Annotated in this window: 5 protein-coding genes; 4 read left to right on the forward strand and 1 reads right to left on the reverse strand. The window is 52.4% G+C overall.

Annotation, left to right across the window (positions count from 1 at the left end):
* The first annotated feature begins 743 nt into the window (after positions 1-743).
* A complete protein-coding gene (locus E1H13_RS12190; RefSeq protein ID WP_169613693.1) occupies positions 744-4,211 on the forward strand; it encodes a SpvB/TcaC N-terminal domain-containing protein in 3,468 nt (1,155 codons plus the stop codon).
* A gap of 137 nt (positions 4,212-4,348) precedes the next feature.
* Here E1H13_RS12190 and E1H13_RS12195 read toward each other — a convergent pair whose 3' ends face one another.
* On the reverse strand, positions 4,349-5,395 hold the full coding sequence (locus E1H13_RS12195) for an IS5 family transposase (RefSeq protein ID WP_169613694.1): 1,047 nt from the start codon (positions 5,393-5,395) through the stop codon (positions 4,349-4,351).
* A 43-nt stretch (positions 5,396-5,438) separates the two neighbouring features.
* On the opposite strand from E1H13_RS12195, the gene E1H13_RS12200 reads away from it, so the two are divergent.
* The 3 genes from E1H13_RS12200 to E1H13_RS12210 all read left to right on the forward strand — a co-directional run bounded on the left by E1H13_RS12200 (position 5,439) and on the right by E1H13_RS12210 (position 18,067).
* Positions 5,439-9,191 (forward strand): RHS repeat-associated core domain-containing protein, encoded by a 3,753-nt coding sequence (locus E1H13_RS12200; RefSeq protein WP_169613695.1) that lies wholly within the window; start codon positions 5,439-5,441, stop codon positions 9,189-9,191.
* Positions 9,192-9,445: 254 nt separating this feature from the next.
* Positions 9,446-10,132 (forward strand): DUF5818 domain-containing protein, encoded by a 687-nt coding sequence (locus tag E1H13_RS12205; protein WP_169613696.1) that lies wholly within the window; start codon positions 9,446-9,448, stop codon positions 10,130-10,132.
* A 93-nt stretch (positions 10,133-10,225) separates the two neighbouring features.
* On the forward strand, positions 10,226-18,067 hold the full coding sequence (locus tag E1H13_RS12210) for a neuraminidase-like domain-containing protein (RefSeq protein ID WP_169613697.1): 7,842 nt from the start codon (positions 10,226-10,228) through the stop codon (positions 18,065-18,067).
* The last annotated feature ends 42 nt before the right edge of the window (positions 18,068-18,109 follow it).

Here is an 18,109-nt window from a genome sequence, read left to right on the forward strand (position 1 = left end):
CGAGCCAAAACGTGCCAAATCGTGACGTCCTGATTGTTATGCTGACTAATCACAATCATAACGTGACTTTTTGATTTTTAGCTGAACTGATGCTGAGCACATGCGCTATGCTGAGGTGTATCAGGATGCTGCGCCCCTATCGGGGGGTCGCGGAGAGGCCACATAGTGACTTGGCACATTCAGCCTCTTTTTTCAGTCACCAGGAAGTATTTGATTAGTATTAAAACGTACTTTAATTGAAAATTTTTGCAACAATTCAGATGATGCAGGGCGGAGGCTACATCAATTTCTTTGCCAAGCTAAAAAGATTATGGAGATTATCTGTAGATGTTAGAGTTGCCAAAATAACTTGCTTATTGAGAATTTTTGACGTCAGAATCCTTTCAATTCCATCACTATTCTCAGTAAGTCGAGACTTGCACCCTTCAAAATGCTCTTTAGAGTCATCTCCATTTTCCTGCTTTCATCCATATGTTTCAACCAGAAAATAAATTGTTTTTTATTCCGCTGCGATTAATTAGAAAGTCTTCCGAGTTATTATGGTTGATGATTTATTCATGGATGGCAAACTAGTACTGTCTGGCAGAAATATGACCACCGTTGCTGAGAGTTTCAGGTATCGGCATCCCCTCCTGGGAGGGGCAGGGGTGGGTTACACAGGTGTCAGGAATGGTGGGTCGACTTATGCCTCAGAGTACTAGTTGTTTCGTAGTCTGGTTTAGCGGTTTTATTGAGGTTTAACCGTGAGCAATAAATCTGGAACCTCTAACCAAGTGATCTCCCTACCCCAAGGAGGTGGGGCTTTGCATGGGATTGGGGAGACCTTTTCACCAGATCTGCACACAGGTACGGGTAACTTTACGGTGCCGATCGCCCTGCCGAGCGGACGCAATGAGTTTCAGCCTGAGCTGAGCTTGGTTTATAGCACTGGCAATGGCAATAGTGCATGGGGACTGGGATGGGGCTTAAGCATTCCCGGTGTGATGCGCAAAACTTCCAGGGGATTGCCCCGTTATGACGATGAGCAAGACACGTTTATTTTGTCGGGAGCAGAGGATCTAGTTCCCGTTGAAACGTTGCCTGGTGTCACTCGCTACCGTCCACGGACAGAAGGTCTATTTGCCCGAATTGAGCACCATCGAGATAGCCAGAATAACTACTGGAAGGTGTGGAGTAAAGATGGTTTAGTTAGTTTCTATGGCACTCCGCGCCCAGAGGATGCGGCCAGTGATTGGCAAGATCCAGCCGTAATCGCTGATCCAACCAATCGCACCAAAATCTTTGCCTGGAATTTATCGCTTACGCTCGATCCCTACGGCAATCGCATTGAATATAGCTATGAGCGAGACCAGACCCAGGCAGGCTCCCGACATTGGAATCAACTGTATCTGAGTGAGATTCGCTATGCCGACTATGGGGAGCAGGATAACCCAGACTTTCTAGTGTCGGTTACATTTGAGTACGACGAGGAGCGACCAGACCCGTTTTCAGAGTATCGATCGGGGTTTGAAATTCGCACCCAGCGGCGCTGTCAGCAGATTCAGATAACGACAAAAGCGGATGATGACCAGCTAGTTCGCAGTTATCGGTTTGTGTATTTGGATCAGCGACCTGAATCAGAAGACTCTGAATCAAAGAATTCTGAGCTAGAAAACCCAAAGTTGCAACTGCCTCTCAATGGAGTGTCGCTGCTGTGGCAGGTGCAGGTTACCGGGCATGACGAGAATAGTCCTGATCCTGAGGAATCACTGCCGCCGCTGAAGTTTGGCTACACTGGCTTTGAGCCCCTAGGTCGCCAGTTTTTCCCGGTGCAGGGGCGTGATTTGCCTGGGAGATCGCTCTCCTCCCCCGACCTGGAATTGGCAGATTTATTTGGCAATGGCCTGCCCGACATCCTGGAGATGAACGGCACGGTGCGCTACTGGCGTAATTTAGGTAATGGGCGCTTTGATTTACCTCGGGAAATGGGCACGGCCCCTGGAGGCTTAACCCTGGCTGATACAGGGGTGCAGCTTATCGATGCCGATGGGGATGGCCGGATTGATTTGCTGGTGAGTCAGGCGGGCCTGTCGGGCTATTTCCCGCTGCGATTTGGGGGACTGTGGGATCGTAAGTCGTTCCAGCGCTACCGGGTGGCCCCGAGTTTTAACCTGGAAGACCCTGAGGTGCAGTTGGTGGATCTGGATGGGGATGGAGTGACCGATGCCATTCGGTCTGGTAGCCGCCTGGAATGTTTTTTTAACGATCCTCAGGATGGCTGGAGGGAGACCCGCTGGGTGGAGCGGCGTGACCCGAGGGCATTCCCCAATGTCAATTTTTCTGACCCCCGGGTGAAGTGGGGCGACATGACTGGGGATGGCTTACAGGATATTCTGCTGGTTCACGACGGCAATATTGAGTACTGGCCCAACTTGGGCTATGGCAACTGGGGACAACGAATTTCAATGCGTAATAGTCCCCGCTTTGCCTATGGCTATGACCCCCGCCGGATTTTGATTGGCGATCTTGATGGGGATGGTCTGGACGATGTGGTCTATGTTGATTTCAACAAAGTCATTCTCTGGATAAACCAGAGCGGCAACGGCTGGAGTGACCCAATTGAAATTAAGGGCACCCCGCCCGTGTCGGATATGGATGGGGTGCGCCTGGTAGACCTACTGGGGACTGGCATTAGCGGTGTGCTATGGAGTGCCGATGCCAATCAACTGGGTCGCCATCATCTCTATTTTCTGGATTTTACCGGGGGTGTGAAGCCCTACCTCCTGAACGAGATGAACAATCACCTGGGGGCGCTGACCCGGGTAGGCTATACACCCTCAGTCGAGTTTTATCTGGAGGATGAGGCTCGTCCCGCAACCCGATGGCAAACCCCTTTACCGTTCCCGGTGCAGGTGGTGGCCAGAGTGGAGGTGATCGATGCCATTTCCCAGGGCAAGCTGACCACGGCGTATTGCTACCACCACGGTTATTGGGATGGGGCAGAACGGGAGTTTCGCGGATTTGGGCGGGTGGATCAGCTGGATACAGAGGTCTTTGCCGACTATAACCAGCCAGGACTACACGAAGACGCCAACCGGTTTGAAAGGTTTGAGGGCGATCGCACTCAATTTTTCTCTCCCCCCACGCTGACCAAAACCTGGTTCCACCAAGGCCCCATCGGCGATGAATTTGGGGCTTGGGAGGAGATCGATTACCACCCTGAATACTGGTCAGGCGATCCGCAGGTGTTGGAACGCCCGTCCTCAGTGACGGAGTTTTTGAATGGACTCCCCCGGCGGGACAAACGCGATGCCCTGCGCACCCTGCGGGGTCAGGTGCTGCGGACTGAACTCTATGCCCTGGATGGGACAGAGCGACAGGAGCAGCCCTATACGGTGACCGAGGCGGTGAGCGGGGTACGGGAGGAAAGCCCAGCTGTAGAGAACCCTGAACGGCGGAGGATTTTCTTTCCCCATCCCCTGGCCCAACGCACCACCCAGTGGGAGCGGGGCGATCAGCCGATGACGCAGGTTAGCTTTACCACTGACTATGACGAATTGGGTCAGCCTCGAATGCAGGCTGCGATCGCAGTGCCCAGAGGGCGAGATTTTCGAGTGGCGGTAGAGGAGGATAGCCAGCCCTATCTGGCTACCCAGGTAGTCACGACCTATGCCAACCGGGTGGATGATGCCCACTACATGGGCGATCGCATGGCCCATACCGAAAGCTATGAGATTCTCAACGATGGCCGTTCCAGCCTATTCGACCTGTGGGAGGCGATCCAATCTGGCGAAGCGACGCGCCAGCTCGTGGGGCAAAGCCTGAATTTTTACGATGGTGCGGCCTTTGAGGGACTGCCCCTGGGCGAATTGGGGGACTTTGGTGCCCTGGTGCGTACGGAAACCCTGGTGTTGAGCGAAGACATTTTGCAGGATGCCTATCAGGCTGAGGTGCCCCCCTACCTGGTGCCCGCAGGTGCTCCCCCCTGGACAGCCGATTACCCCGAGGCTTTTCAAGCGCAGATGCCTGCCCTGGCCGGTTACCAGTTCCATGCCGGTGGAGATGGCTATGAGCGGGGCTACTTCGTCACGACCGCCCAACGCTATGACGTTCAAAGCGGGAATGGTTCAGGGCGAGGGTTGCTGTTGGCTACTCGCGATCCCTTAGGCCATGAAACGGTGATCAGCTATGACCGCTTAGAGGGCACCTCGATTAATTGTTTTTGGGGTTAGTTAGGGTCTCAAATGAGACGACCCCGGCAGGACGGTTGGATTCATCCTGCCGGTAGGCTGTAAGCGGTTACCCCAATCGTGCTTCACGAGGCGTTCAATCGGCTGACTTAACTCCGCTGGGGTGATTTCAGAGCTGACTATCCTACGGTTTCTGGCACAGCGGCTGATTGGGTCTCTAAACAGACAAAGTGCTTCAGGTTGTAGGTCAAATTCTTCAGACCCAGATTCACCTTGGCCCGGGCTAAGCCAATCGTGCGCACCAGTTTGCCGCCCATGTCAGTCACCCAGTCCCCAAAGATATGCTCCACCTTGGCCCGGGTCTTGGAACGCTCTCGGTTGGCAGACTTCTGCTCGTCGCTCAGCGGGCGATTCCGATACGCTCGTTCGTTGATCTGGGGCTCAAACCCCATCAGGGTCAGGACCTCGACAATCAACGTAGACAGGTAGGCACTGTCGGCCCACACGCCATCGCCGGTATTGTCGGCGTCCAGCAACTCACCGAGCACTTGAGAGTCATGGACAGCCGCATCGGTGACGGTATAGCGGCGAATGAAGTTATAGCGAACATCGCTACTGATATGGTTTTTGTAGCCGTAGTAAGACACCCCATTTTTCTTTGTCCAGCGGGCATCGGTATCTTTTTGGGCCACCTTGTGAGGCTGCTCTTGCCACGCAGACGGCACGTCTCCCTGTTTAATGGTTTGGTTCTCGGTGCGAGTATTGCGCTGCTTGGGCACCGGAATCAAGGTCGCGTCGACGATTTGACCATCCTGGGCCTGATAGCCTGCGGCCGTCAAATAGGCCGCAAAGTGCTCGAAGAGCTCATCGACCAGGTCATGGGTCTGGAGCTGCTTGCGAAATAACCAAACGGTCGTGGCATCGGGGACTGAATCTTCTAGACCCAGGTTTAGAAACTGCATGAACGACAAGCGGTCGTTAACTTGGTATTCCAAGTCCTCATCACTGATGTTGTACAGCTTTTGCAGCACCAGCATTTTGAACAGCAGCACCCCGTCTATCGGCTTGCGACCCGCATTACTTTTGCGCGGTTTCTCGTGGATACGAGCCAAAATTGGGCGGAATGTCTCCCAGGGCACTAAGGTATTCAGGCGTTGCAACAGGTCCTGTTTCGCCGCTAACTTCTCAAGGCGCTCATCTACATCCCAAAACCCTTGTTGTCCCATGGCTCGGTCGAGGTCATAACATCTACTGCACCATGATCTCATATTGAGACAGTCTTTATGGATTTTTCGAGGTGCCCTAGAGCTATTGCCCCTGACGGTCACCGATCCAGTGGGCCTGGTGATCCAGGCCGAGTACGACTATCGTGTCCTGCAACCCCGTCAGGTGACTGACCCCAACGACAATCGGCAGCGCTTTACGTTTACGCCCCTGGGGTTGCTGGCCAGTGTGGCGGTGATGGGCAAAGCGGGCGAAGCGGTTGGGGATACCGCAGCGGTACCGGGAACAAGATTGGTCTATGACTTGCTGGCCTTCATAGAGCGAGGGCAGCCCATCTCTGTGCGCACGATACAGCGGGAGCATCACGTTAACGATACGGCGGTTCCCCTGCCAGAACGGGATGCTGAGATTGAAAGCATCGAGTATTCCGACGGCTTTGGTCGCCTACTGCAAACCCGCACCCAGGCCGAAGATCAGGTGTTTGGGGCTTTGCCCTTTGGCGGAGATGTGGGGCTGCCCGCCGATCAAGCGTTGCCAGTGGAGGATGCTGTCGGTCAGCAATTAGCGCCTGGCGAACCGCCCCGGGTGGTGGTGAGTGGCTGGCAAACCTACGACAACAAGGGCCAGGTGGTGGAACAGTACGAGCCGTTTTATGCCGCTGGCTGGGAGTACCAGCGACCCACTGAGGGGGAAATGGGGCAGAAGGTGACGATGTTCTACGACCCCCGGGGGCAGGTGATTCGTACGGTAAACCCGGATGGTTCAGAACAGCGGGTGATCTATGGGGTACCTATGGAATTGAGCAACCCGGACGAGTTTACCCCTACCCCCTGGGAAGCCTACACCTACGATGCCAATGACCTGGCCCCCCTCAGTCCAGGCAACGAGCGGGTGCCGGAGAGTCACTGGTTTACCCCCAGCAGCGTGGTCATCGATGCCCTGGGCCGCACAATTGAAGCGGTGGAACGCAATGGCACTGATCCGACCAATTGGTACTTTACCCGCTCCACCTACGACATTCGAGACAACCTGCTGACGGTGACGGATACGCTGGAGCGAGAGGCGTTTCGCTATGTCTACGACCTGGCCAATAACCCCCTCCGCACCGAGAGTATTGATGCTGGGACAAAGCGGGTGGTGTTGGATGCCCTGGGCAATGGAGTGGAACAGCGAGACAGTAAAGGGGCGTTGGTGCTGGAAGCCTACGATCGCCTCAGCCGTCCGACTTATCTGTGGGCACGGGATCATGCAGCCAGTGCCATGACCCTGCGGCAGGTGTTGCAGTATGGCGATGGCGGCACCCCCGATCAGCCGGAAGGGGATCGGGAGGCGGCGAAGGAACTGAACCGCCTGGGGCAACTGGTGCGCCACTACGACGAAGCAGGGCGTTTGGCCCTGGAGGAATTTGACTTTAAGGGTAATCTGCTGACGCAGGTGCGGCGAGTGATTGCCGATGATCGCCTGAGTGAAGCCTATAGCCGTGGAGCAAACAACAACTGGCAAATAGAGGCATTCCGCCTGAATTGGCAGGCTCCCAATGGGGACAGTCTGGAGAGCCATGCCGAGACGCTGCTGAACTTCCAGGAATACGTCACCTCCATGACCTACGACGCTCTGAACCGGGTGACGCTGATGCGCTATCCGGAAGATGTGGAGGGCGATCGACAGACGTTGCGTCCGACCTATAACCGGGCGGGCGCGTTGGAACGGGTGACGCTGAATGAACAGCCCTATGTAGAGCGGATTGCCTACGATGCTAAGGGGCAGCGGATTTTGATTGCCTATGGCAATGGGGTGATGACGCGCTATGGCTATGACCCGGAGACGTTTCGGCTGCTGCGGTTAAGGAGCGATCGCTACACCCAACCCAATCCGCTCACCTACCGCCCTACCGGCGCACCCCTGCAAGATTTTGCCTACGCCTACGACCTGGTAGGGAATATCACCACCATCAAAGACCGCACTCCAGACAGCGGCATTCTCAATACGCCCCTGGGAGCCGATGCGCTAGATCGGACGTTTACCTATGACCCGATTTACCGACTGCTGACAGCAACGGGGCGGGAGTGCGACTTGCTGCCAGAAATGCCCCCCTGGGACGATCGCCCCCGCTGTGTGGATCTGACTCGCACTCGTGGCTATCAGGAGCAATACCAGTATGACCCGATGGGCAATATACTCCGGTTGCGCCATGAGCATATTGAAAGCGATGGCACTGTGCAGGGGAGAAACCGCAACTTTACCCTGGTGACGGATGAGGCTTCGGATGTGGTGAATAATCGGTTGGCTTCGGTGGCGATCGGGCAGACAGAAATTAAGTATGACTATGACGACAGCGGCAATTTAGTCAAAGAGGGGGAAGCGCGTCATTTTGAGTGGGATTATGCCGACCAAATGAAGGCGTTTCGTACCCAGACGGAGGGGGCAGAACCGTCGGTATATGCCCAATATTGTTACGACGCGGCGGGGCAACGGGTGATGAAGTGGGTTCACCGTCAGGGCGGGATTGTGGATGTGACGGTGTATGTGGATGGGATGTTTGAACACCACCGCAAAATCACCGTTGGGGAAACCCAAGAAAACAACACGCTGCATGTGATGGATGATGCGTCACGGATTGCTTTGGTACGAGTAGGGGAAGCGTTTCCAGAGGATAGAACACCAGCCGTAAAGTATCACCTGGGAGACCATTTGGGCAGTAGTAATGTGGTGGTTGACCAGGATGGAAACTGGATCGATCGGGAGGAGTTTACGCCCTATGGGGAAACCAGTTTTGGCAGATTTAAGCAGAAGCGATATCGGTTTACGGGGAAGGAGCGGGATGAGGAAAGTGGGTTGAATTATCACAGAGCGAGGTATTATGCGCCGTGGTTGGGGAGGTGGATAAATATTGACCCAGCTCAGACTGAATTTGTTGAATGGAGCCCATTCTCATATGTTCTCGAAAATCCAATGAAGTTTATCGACGATAGCGGAGAGCAACCAGAATTGACCAACGCACAAAAACAAATAATTGATCAGGTGGGTGCCTGGTTTAAAGACACAGAAAAGTTTATCCGAGAAAATGAGGATATTGCGGAAGTCAGAAGGCAGAACTCTCAATACAAACAGGATTTAGAAATAGCAGAGACAGAAAAGAAGGCCATTGCGAAAGAAATGGGGCAGGCAAGTGGTCGCAGTAGAAGAAATTTTTTGAGAGGAGAAATAGACAGGCTAAATGATGATATAGAACAGGCAAAAAAAGGCATAAATAAAACTCAGCGCGTCCTTAATGAGGCAGAAGTTTTTTTGAGAAGAGGTGAAATATTAAGACAAAAGGTAAGTCAAGCTAATTTTCCCGAGGTGGTAAATCAGAGAACAACTCCTTGGTATTACTTGCTTAGAAGCCAGATTTCTCGAGGAGAACGAGGTCTTAGCGGCGGTGGCGGCGGTGGCGGCGGTGGCGGCACAAGTATTGGCAGTAGTAATCTTCAGAAAAGGGCTTTACGATTTGGGTTTAGTTCCGTTGTTTTGTCATTTGGGCTGAATTTCCTTGCAGGTGAAGCTGCTGTAGCTGTTGAAGAATACATCCGGCAGAACGAACTATCGGAAGATGAAAAATTTCTTATAAGCAATTTTCCAATCCTCTACTTTGCAACAGGATTTCCACTATACAGCTATACCATCAAAAACACTTTTGAGGCATACGAAAATGAAATTCGTGCTAGACAAAAACGGTCACCCAACTCACTACGCCATCAGATTGAGTATAACTTGCTTAGATGTATATTCGGCGATCAATTTGCATGCGTAAGATGATTTTTTTGATACGACCGCCAAATTGATTGGTGAAGATATGAGTGCCTTGCCAATGCATTCAGCCTTCTACGAAGTCACTGACAAAGCCTTTGATGGTTGCATCCGGGACGAGACTTTGTTTTGGTTAAGGATTGGGATATCAAAAATAAATTCACTCTTTGCGATCACATCAATCTGAACAGTTCCCAATTAGAAAAGCAGTTTTAATGCCTACCAAAAACCACTGATGTTACGAAACTCAAAAGGGAAATCCAATGAGCAAAAGATTAATCTATCGAGTAGATGAGGTAACCTTTGTACTCACACGAAGGCAACCCCCACAGATCATCGTCACGGCCCATGGCACGGTACCAACGACAGGTTGGCGCAATCCTGAGCTAATCCCCTATATCTATCTGGTGCCTCCAACCGATGGGTTCCAGGACTTTTGTTTTGTTGCCGAGCCACCTGCTGAAATCGTGGCACCCACCCTGACATCGGTTGTGGCTACCTATACTATCGACCCCCTATCGCCCCAGGGCGTGGGCACATCGCCCCAGGGTGTGGGCACATCGCCTCAAGATGTAGGTGCATCCCCTCAAGGTTTTGGCACATCACCCCTGGGCGTAGGCACATCGCCCGTGAGACCCTCTCAGCTCTGGGTGCGTGGCATTCGCGTACACGCCTCTTCCAACATGAAAGAGATCCCTATCGGCCAACTACCCGGTGAAGGGAGGGTATTTATCAAAGGCACCCTCACCGATGAAGGTGGCGAATGTCAAGCGCTTCGTACCGAAAGTGACGAACTTTATACCCTGGCGGGTGACCTGCAAGAAAAAGGTTTCAAAGTAGGCGATACCGTTTACGTTTTAGGCACTATTGTGCCCATTAGCTTCTGCATGCAGGGCACAACCATCACCATCGACTGGATTGGCAAACAGCCATCTCTTTGCAGAGCATAACTCTGCTTTCAGCTACAGCACTTTCCTTTCTAACTCCAGCCCGCATTGAGGATGAAATGACGCCAGCCCAACCTAAATTTAAGGAGTATTACCATGAGGCTCCAACGACGCTTCTCCGTAGGGCGACAGTCCCTCAGACATTGTCTGAAGGTCCTCTGTAAGCCTTTTGAAGAAGAAGATGAAGAACAAAAATTGATTGTCAAAGGCACAATTCGCTTTGCCGATCGCAGTCGTACCCTGAACCAGGTGACGGTTAAAGCGTTTGATAAAGGCATCCGAGACGAAGCGCTGTTGGGCGAAGCCGTTACCAGCGGGAATTACGAGATCGCTTACACCGTCGATCGGCTGAGTCGTCCTGATAAACAGCGGGCTGACTTATTGATTCGCGTCTTCGATCAACTGGGCGTTTTGCTGGGCACATCACCTATTCGCTTCAATGCTGGCCCTATCGAAACAATTGATTTAACCATCGATCCTCAACAGGTTCCCCGACCGTCAGAGTTTGAGCTGGTCATACAGGCAATTACTCCTATTCTTCAGGACGTTCAACTGGCAGACTTGACGGATGAAGATGCTGCTTTTCTGGCCGAAAAAGTGCGCCTTGGCGATCAGCAATTTCCCCCAGAATTTTTCCAGGCCCTGCGGCAGGCAGCCCAAAATGCTCAGGTTACAAATCTTCCCATTGAGGTGTTCTACGGGTTTTATCGCGTGGGTCAACCCCAGCAGCTTGACGAACTTCTGGCCCAGCCCCTAGACACCCTTCGCCAAGCATTAGACACCGCCCTTGATACCAATAGAATTCCGCGTGCATTGGCAGACTCCCGCGATCAAATTATGGAGCGCCTGGAGCAACTTCAGATCGAACGGGATGTGCTGAGAAACTACCAACTGGTAGGCCAACTGCTCAACCAGGATAACGACGAGCCTTTGGTTGGCTATACCGTCCAGGGGTTTGATCTGTCCTCCACTCCCCCCGAAAAAGGCCTGGGCAGCGACATTACCAATCAAAATGGATTGTTTGTCATCGTCTACACGGCTCCCCCTCCCACCCCAACCGTAGACGATGTTGCCCAACGCATTATCCGGCTACAGATCTTCACCCCCCAATTTGAGGAAATCCACGTCACAGAAGTAGCTCTGTCCCTTGGACAGGAAGACATCGCTGAAATCCGCATTCCTATTCCAGAGGTACCAGAGACACCTTCCCTCGACATTCGAGAGTTAGCCAATACCCTGAACCTGCAACTGGCTCCAGCCCTAGACTATTTTCTGGAAGATAACGCCATCTATACCCTGGCCGATATTCGCCAGGTCGGTGGTCTCAGCCAGCTAGAAGGGCTCCCCCTTTCCCCAAATCACCCGACCATTCAGACCCTGGATGCCCACGCCAAACTAGAACCCCTGTCTGCCGATGTACAGCTCAACGCCCAGTGGGTCGAAAATGGCTATACCAGCCCCACCGCGATCGCCCAGGCTCTGCGTACCGATTTTGTCAGCCTCTCCGCCGAAACCCTGGGGGACTTTAAAGCCGCTCAGCTACAGGTGAGCAGCCGGGCTCAAACCCAGTTCTTAAACAACGTTGTCACCGGACTGAGTGTTGAAACAGCAAACGGGCAGCCCCCTTCTATTCCACCCAGTGCCGCCGTCTCAAATCTGGTTGCAGATGTATGCCGCTGCAAGAATTGCAGCTCTGCCGTCAGCCCAGCCGCGTATCTGGTCGATCTGCTGGACTACGCCATTGCCCATCTAAAACACAATAACTCGCCCATCACACTACCGTTTCTCACCGAAACCTTCCATCAACCCTTTGGCCAATTGCCCGCCTCCTGTGCTTCCGCAGAAAACCAGGTGCCCCAGGTTCGTCTGGCCATTGAAGTGCTGCGGCGTTATCTCACGACCAACCCACCCGAATCGGGGCATTCGTTAGCCCTTGCGGAAGCAGCCTATAGCTTGGAAACCTATACAACCCTGCTGACCCAGTTGGGGGTCTCCTACGAAGACCTGCGCCAAGCTCAAAACGCCAGCGATAGCGATCGCCAGGCCCTGGCCACTCGCTTGGGAATCACCCTGGGATCGTCCCGCCCCGATGCGTTAGATACCCTGCTCTTGGAAGCCGATAGCATCACTGAGCACGCCCTGGAGCGCATCTTTGGCCTAGTAGACACTACCCGCAACCCGTTATCTCAGGGAGCCAGGACTGGCGATGACCTCGACCAACTCGTCCAGTGGAAATTTACAGGCGTTGAATGGAGCCGTAACACCGACCGCAATGGTCAGATTTACCTCAGTCTGACTCAATCTGCTGCACCGGAATGGGTGGTAGAGGTTTACCGCGATCGCGATCGCACCCAGTTATTGTCCAGGGGGGCGGTTGAGAGCATGCGAGGAACGGTGACCCTGATCCCAGAAAACAATAGTGGCTTATCGGGTTATTTCCAAATTGATTACCAAGGGGACAGCTCAGACATTGAAATTTCCGTACTGCCCCAGTTCCTGTCCTGGCAGCTCGATTATCTTCGTGCCCTGTGGCATCGGCAAGATTTTCCAGAAAATCCAACGGATTCAGAACATCCCCTTATTGATCCTGACTTGATTGGCCCTGGCTATTTCCAAATGCCAGTGCCGGAGAACCCCGCCTACAGTCTCTGGCAAGCTCGACTAACTTGGGTGGATCAGCAATTGGCCAATCTCCAGGCCCTGCCTAGGACTCTGGATGGACTCAACGAAAGGGTGCAATCTGTGCTGACGGTTGACCCTGACGCTGTGATTTCTCTGGAAACTCTGCTGAACTGGCGAACAGAATCCCAGGCAGGACAGGAAATTACAGAGGATTTGACTGCGGTCAATCTAACCTTGCCTGGGTTTACCTATCTGCTGAGAATCCATGATCTTCTGGTAGAAGATGCCCCTGTGCTTGATCCAGAATGGGCTGAAGTTCACGCCATTCTGGTGCAGGTGCAAAAGCTCCGCCAGTTTTCCCTCTGGCGTAACCAAGAACAGGCCCAGAACCTGAGCCTGAGCCCCGATCACTTCCGGGTTCCAGCCACCGATCCTACCCAGTTTCCACCCCCACCGCCGCCAGCATTACCAACCTGGCGGGCAACGGAGCGCGATCGCCGCAACTGGCTGAACACATTGCAAACCCGCATTGACCAGGAAGAAACGGTGATCAGTGCTCTACATAACGTTGTCAGCACCGTTGAGGCAGAAACCTTACCCTCCCTGCGAGATGGCTTAGTTTTGGCAACTCCGGTAGCAGGGAAAAGCCTCGATACCAGGGCCAAACAACTGACCCGTCAGCTTTTAATCGATATGCACACCAGTGGGTGTCAACAGACCACCCGCACGGCTCAGGCGATCGCTACCCTACAAAACCTGATCATGGGCCTTCGCACCGCCCAAATGCAAGACATCTATCCCGATCTCAAAGCAGACATCGACAATTTTGATGAAGAGTGGCAGTGGATTGGTTCCTACAACACCTGGCGATCGGCCATGTTGGTGTTTCTCTATCCTGAAAATGTCCTGCTTCCGAGCCTGCGTCAGCGTCAGACTCCGGCCTTTAAAGCGTTGGTCGAAAACCTGCGCTTAAATACTCGTCTTACGCCAGCCCAAGCCTGTATTGCTGCTAAAACCTATGCAGACTACTTCCAGGATATCTGCACACTCACGGTAGAAGCCTCTTGCCAGACCCGAACCCGCATTCATAAAGGAGAGAGCTGTCGCGATCGCTATGCCACAGACTATCGATCGCTGTTTTATATGTTTGGCCGAGGCGGTAAAACTAATGCCGTCTACTGGTCAGCCTACGATTCTACCGATGACTCTGGCTATGCCCAAACGTTCTGGGCTGCCGTCCCTGGGCTGACGAACGTGCTGAATATTATTGGTGCCGTTCCCTATCAAACAAGTGCTAATGAGCGATTTATCTACTTGTTTGTCCGAACTCAAAAAGATAACAAAGAAGACCTCGTTTTTACCAAATACAATCTGGAACAACAAATATGGGACAGTGAACCCACTGATCTTGATTTGCCCGAAAGTGCAACCGCGTTTACAGCTGTAATTGAACAGCGAGATGATGAACTGGTTCCTCCCTATGTTGTTGTTGGTCTTCAGGGTGGAAAAGTTTTCAGCCGTGGGCTAACAAGAGATGGAAATGGATGGGAAAGCTCAGACTTTGAATTAATTGTTGATCCAGCAATAGAAAGAAGAGCGCAAAGATCACCAGTCAGAACAGTACGTGGGGTCGTCACCTTTATTTTCCAAGGACAAGAGGGGGGAGGTTCATATTTGTTTGTTGAAAGAGTTGACGGAAATATAGAAGTAGGGCTCTTTATTAAGAAACCAGATAATACTATAACCGTTTGGTTCAGTGTCGGCTTTGGCACATGGGTTGGAACACTGTATTACAGCAGACTTGTTTACCTCTTCTTAAGAACTGCAGCAGGTATTCAATATGGTGAGGCAAACGACTTTCTCGCCGGAAGAGGGCTTCCATTCAGAAATCTTAGTAGGCTAGCTCGAATTGCAGTACACTGCGGTCAGTCATCCGGCCACTCTGGTAAACTGCTTGTTTATAATGAACACCTTAGTTCTTCTGGTCTTTATCGAGCTGTCTTTACAAGAGAATCTCGTGGGAGACTAACAGAATCTTTGCGAAAGCGTATTACTCCGCTATGCGCTGGTCCTTTTGATATCCCCGAGCGAATTCCTGACGAGAAGCGTCAATTTCGACGTGGAGCAATTCAGATAATCTTTATGAATAATGCAAATGCGCCACGATCACACTTAACCTACCTGGAAGAAGCCTATTACTTTGTGCCCATTCACCTGGCACTCCAACTCCAATCCCGTGGACACTATACCTCTTCCCTAGATTGGTTCCGTACCGTTTACGACTACAGCTTGCCCATCGATCAGCGCAAAATTTATTATGGATTAACGCTGGAAGAATCCCTGTCAGCCATTTACCAACGCATTGAGGACTGGTTGCTCGATCCTCTCAATCCCCATGCGATCGCGGCTACCCGTGCCAACACCTATACCCGGTTTACACTGCTATCGCTGATTCGCTGTTTCCTGGAATTTGCCGATTCAGAGTTTGCCCGAGACACGGCTGAGTCGCTACCCCAAGCCCGCACGCTCTATCTATCAGCATTAGACCTACTAAAGTTGCCAGAGCTCAATCAAGCCCTGGACTCCTGTGATCAGATCGTCCTCACCCTGGATCTAGAGACTACCCAGACCCAATGGCGACCGGTTTTGGCACAACTTAAACATGAGCTGCTGGCGATTGAGCATTCCAGCCTCTTACAGGCAACCGTTCAAGAGGTTCAGGCTATCTTGCACGCCGACGAACCCTTTGAAACCCGCTTTGCCAATGCCTACAGACGGGTAGCCCAGGCTCGCGCTTTCCAACCAGCGGCTTCCACAACGGGTCAGATTTTGACCGCAAAACCCCAAAGACTGGCCCAAGCTCATACCACCCTGCTGACTCAACCAGTAGTGACACAAGCCATTGCCCAAATGGGTGCCGTTGCCAGTCAAGATTACCTGCAAACCGTATCAGTCATCTCTGGCATCGATCGCGTCACCCTGGAGACGCGAAAGGTTGAACTGCCCTGGTTACGACAACCCCTGCAACCGGTCATGCTCCAGTCAAATTTAGCCATTGCCCCCCAAGATGGCAGCACGATCGCCCTTCCTAGCCAGCCACCTGCACCGACTCATCTCAATACCCTGAGTCTGCTGGCTCGCAGTGCCCCTCTCCAGGCTGTTCAACTCACCCAAAAGTTTACCCACTACCTTCCCACCCCCACCTACGGCTTTTGCATTGCCCCCAATCCCGTCCTTGAGTCCCTGCGCTTGCAGACAGAGCTAAATCTCTACAAACTACGCACCTGCCGCAATATTGCGGGGGTAGAGCGGCAAGTAGAACCCTATGCAGCCCCTACAGATCTGAGCGGCTTACCGCAAATTGGCGCAGGGGGGCAACTTGTGCTTCCTGGCACTGTTACCTTCCAACCGACCCCCTATCGGTATGCGGTGCTGGTCGATCGCGCTAAGCAGTTGGTGCAGCTTGCTGCCCAGATGGAAGCTGCTCTGTTATCGGCAATTGAAAAGCGCGATGCGGAGTTTTTCAACCTGCTCAAGGCCCGGCAAGAGATCCAACTCACTCGTGCTGGTGTGAGACTGAGAGATTTGCAGGTGAATGAGGCAGAGAGTGGCGTCAGATTGGCTGAGCTTCAAAGAGATCGGAGTCAAATTCAGCAAAACCACTATAACGATTTAATCAATGAGGGATTGAACGTCTATGAAATAATATCACTTGCATTGTTAGGCAGATCTCTTCTGGCACCTGATAGTGTCAGCCTCAGCGTAGGTCTTACGGGGCCAAGCGTTAGTGTTAGTTACAGTCCAAGTGGTAAACTCCAAACTTTATCAAATATCTTTTCAACTCTTGCTAGCTACGAAAGACGCAAACAAGAATGGAGATTCCAGCTTGACTTAGCTCGACAAGATATTCGCATTGGCAACCAACAAATCAGAATTGCGCAGGATCGAGTTCGCATTGTCGGGCAAGAACGCACCATCGCTCTGATCCAGGCAGACAATGCGGAAGACGTAGTTGACTTTTTAGCCAATAAGTTCACTAACGTTGAACTCTACGACTGGATGAGCAATATCTTGGAGCGAGCCTATGCTTTCTTCCTACAGCAAGCGACCGCCATGGCAAAACTGGCTGAGGGGCAACTCGCCTTTGAACGGCAGCAAACGCCTCCTCCCTTTATCCAGCCCGACTATTGGGAGGCTCCCTCTGATAGTGCAATTGTTGCTCAAAACGGTAATGCACCTGACCGCCGGGGTCTAACAGGGTCTACTCGCCTACAGCAGGATCTCTATGAATTAGATCAGTACGCCTTCACCACCAATCAACGTAAGCTACAAATCACTAAAACCATATCCCTAGCTCGCTTATCACCCGCCGAATTCCAACAGTTCCGCGAAACTGGCATCATGCCCTTCGCAACGCCCATGGAATTGTTCGATCGTGATTTCCCCGGCCACTATTTACGCTTAATCAGGCGGGTAAGTGTTTCAGTGATCGCTTTAATTCCCCCCACTGAGGGCATTCGGGCCACCTTATTAAATGCAGGTCTTTCCCGTGTGGTAGTCGGGGGTACTGTTTTTCAAACAACAGTTATTCGTCGCGATCCAGAATCAGTTGCCTTGAGTTCGCCCACTAACGCCACTGGTCTATTTGACCTGGAACCCCAACCCGAACTGCTCTTTCCCTTCGAGGGCATCGGTGTTGATACCCAATGGGAATTTCAGATGCCAAAAGCCGCGAACCTCTTTGACTACACCACCATCGCCGATGTTCTCGTCACCATTGAGTACACAGCCCTCAATAGTTTCACCTACCGTCAGCAAGTCATTCGTGACCTACCTGCTGACCTCAGTAGCGATCGGCCCTTCAGCTTCCGCAACGAACTGGCCGACCAGTGGTACGACCTCAACAATCCAGACCAAACCACGACCCCCATGGCCGTCCGCTTCCAAACTCGTCGAGAAGACTTCCCTGCCAATATTCAAGATCCTAGAATTCAGCAAGTTGTCCTTTACTTTGTGCGTGAAGCAGGGGCCACACTTGAGATACCAGTGTCTCACCTACACTTCACTGAGACCAATGCAGCAACAAGTGTTGGTGGCAGCGCAACCTCAATCGACGGCATCATCAGCACACGCCGAGGCAATGCCCCAAGCTGGATAGAGATAATTGGCAAATCACCCGTTGGTGAATGGGAGTTAGCCCTGCTCGACAATCTCGCCGATGGTCGTCAGCCCAAAGACCTATTTGAGAATGAAGCCATTGAAGACATTCTGTTGGTTATCACTTACCAGGGGCAACTTTCTCCATGGTCAGGCTAAATCTTAGCTCAATGGTATCCTGCCTTACATTTAGCCCAGGGC

Origin of the sequence: Nodosilinea sp. P-1105 (genome assembly GCF_012911975.1) — a bacterium.
Lineage (GTDB): Bacteria > Cyanobacteriota > Cyanobacteriia > Phormidesmidales > Phormidesmidaceae > Nodosilinea.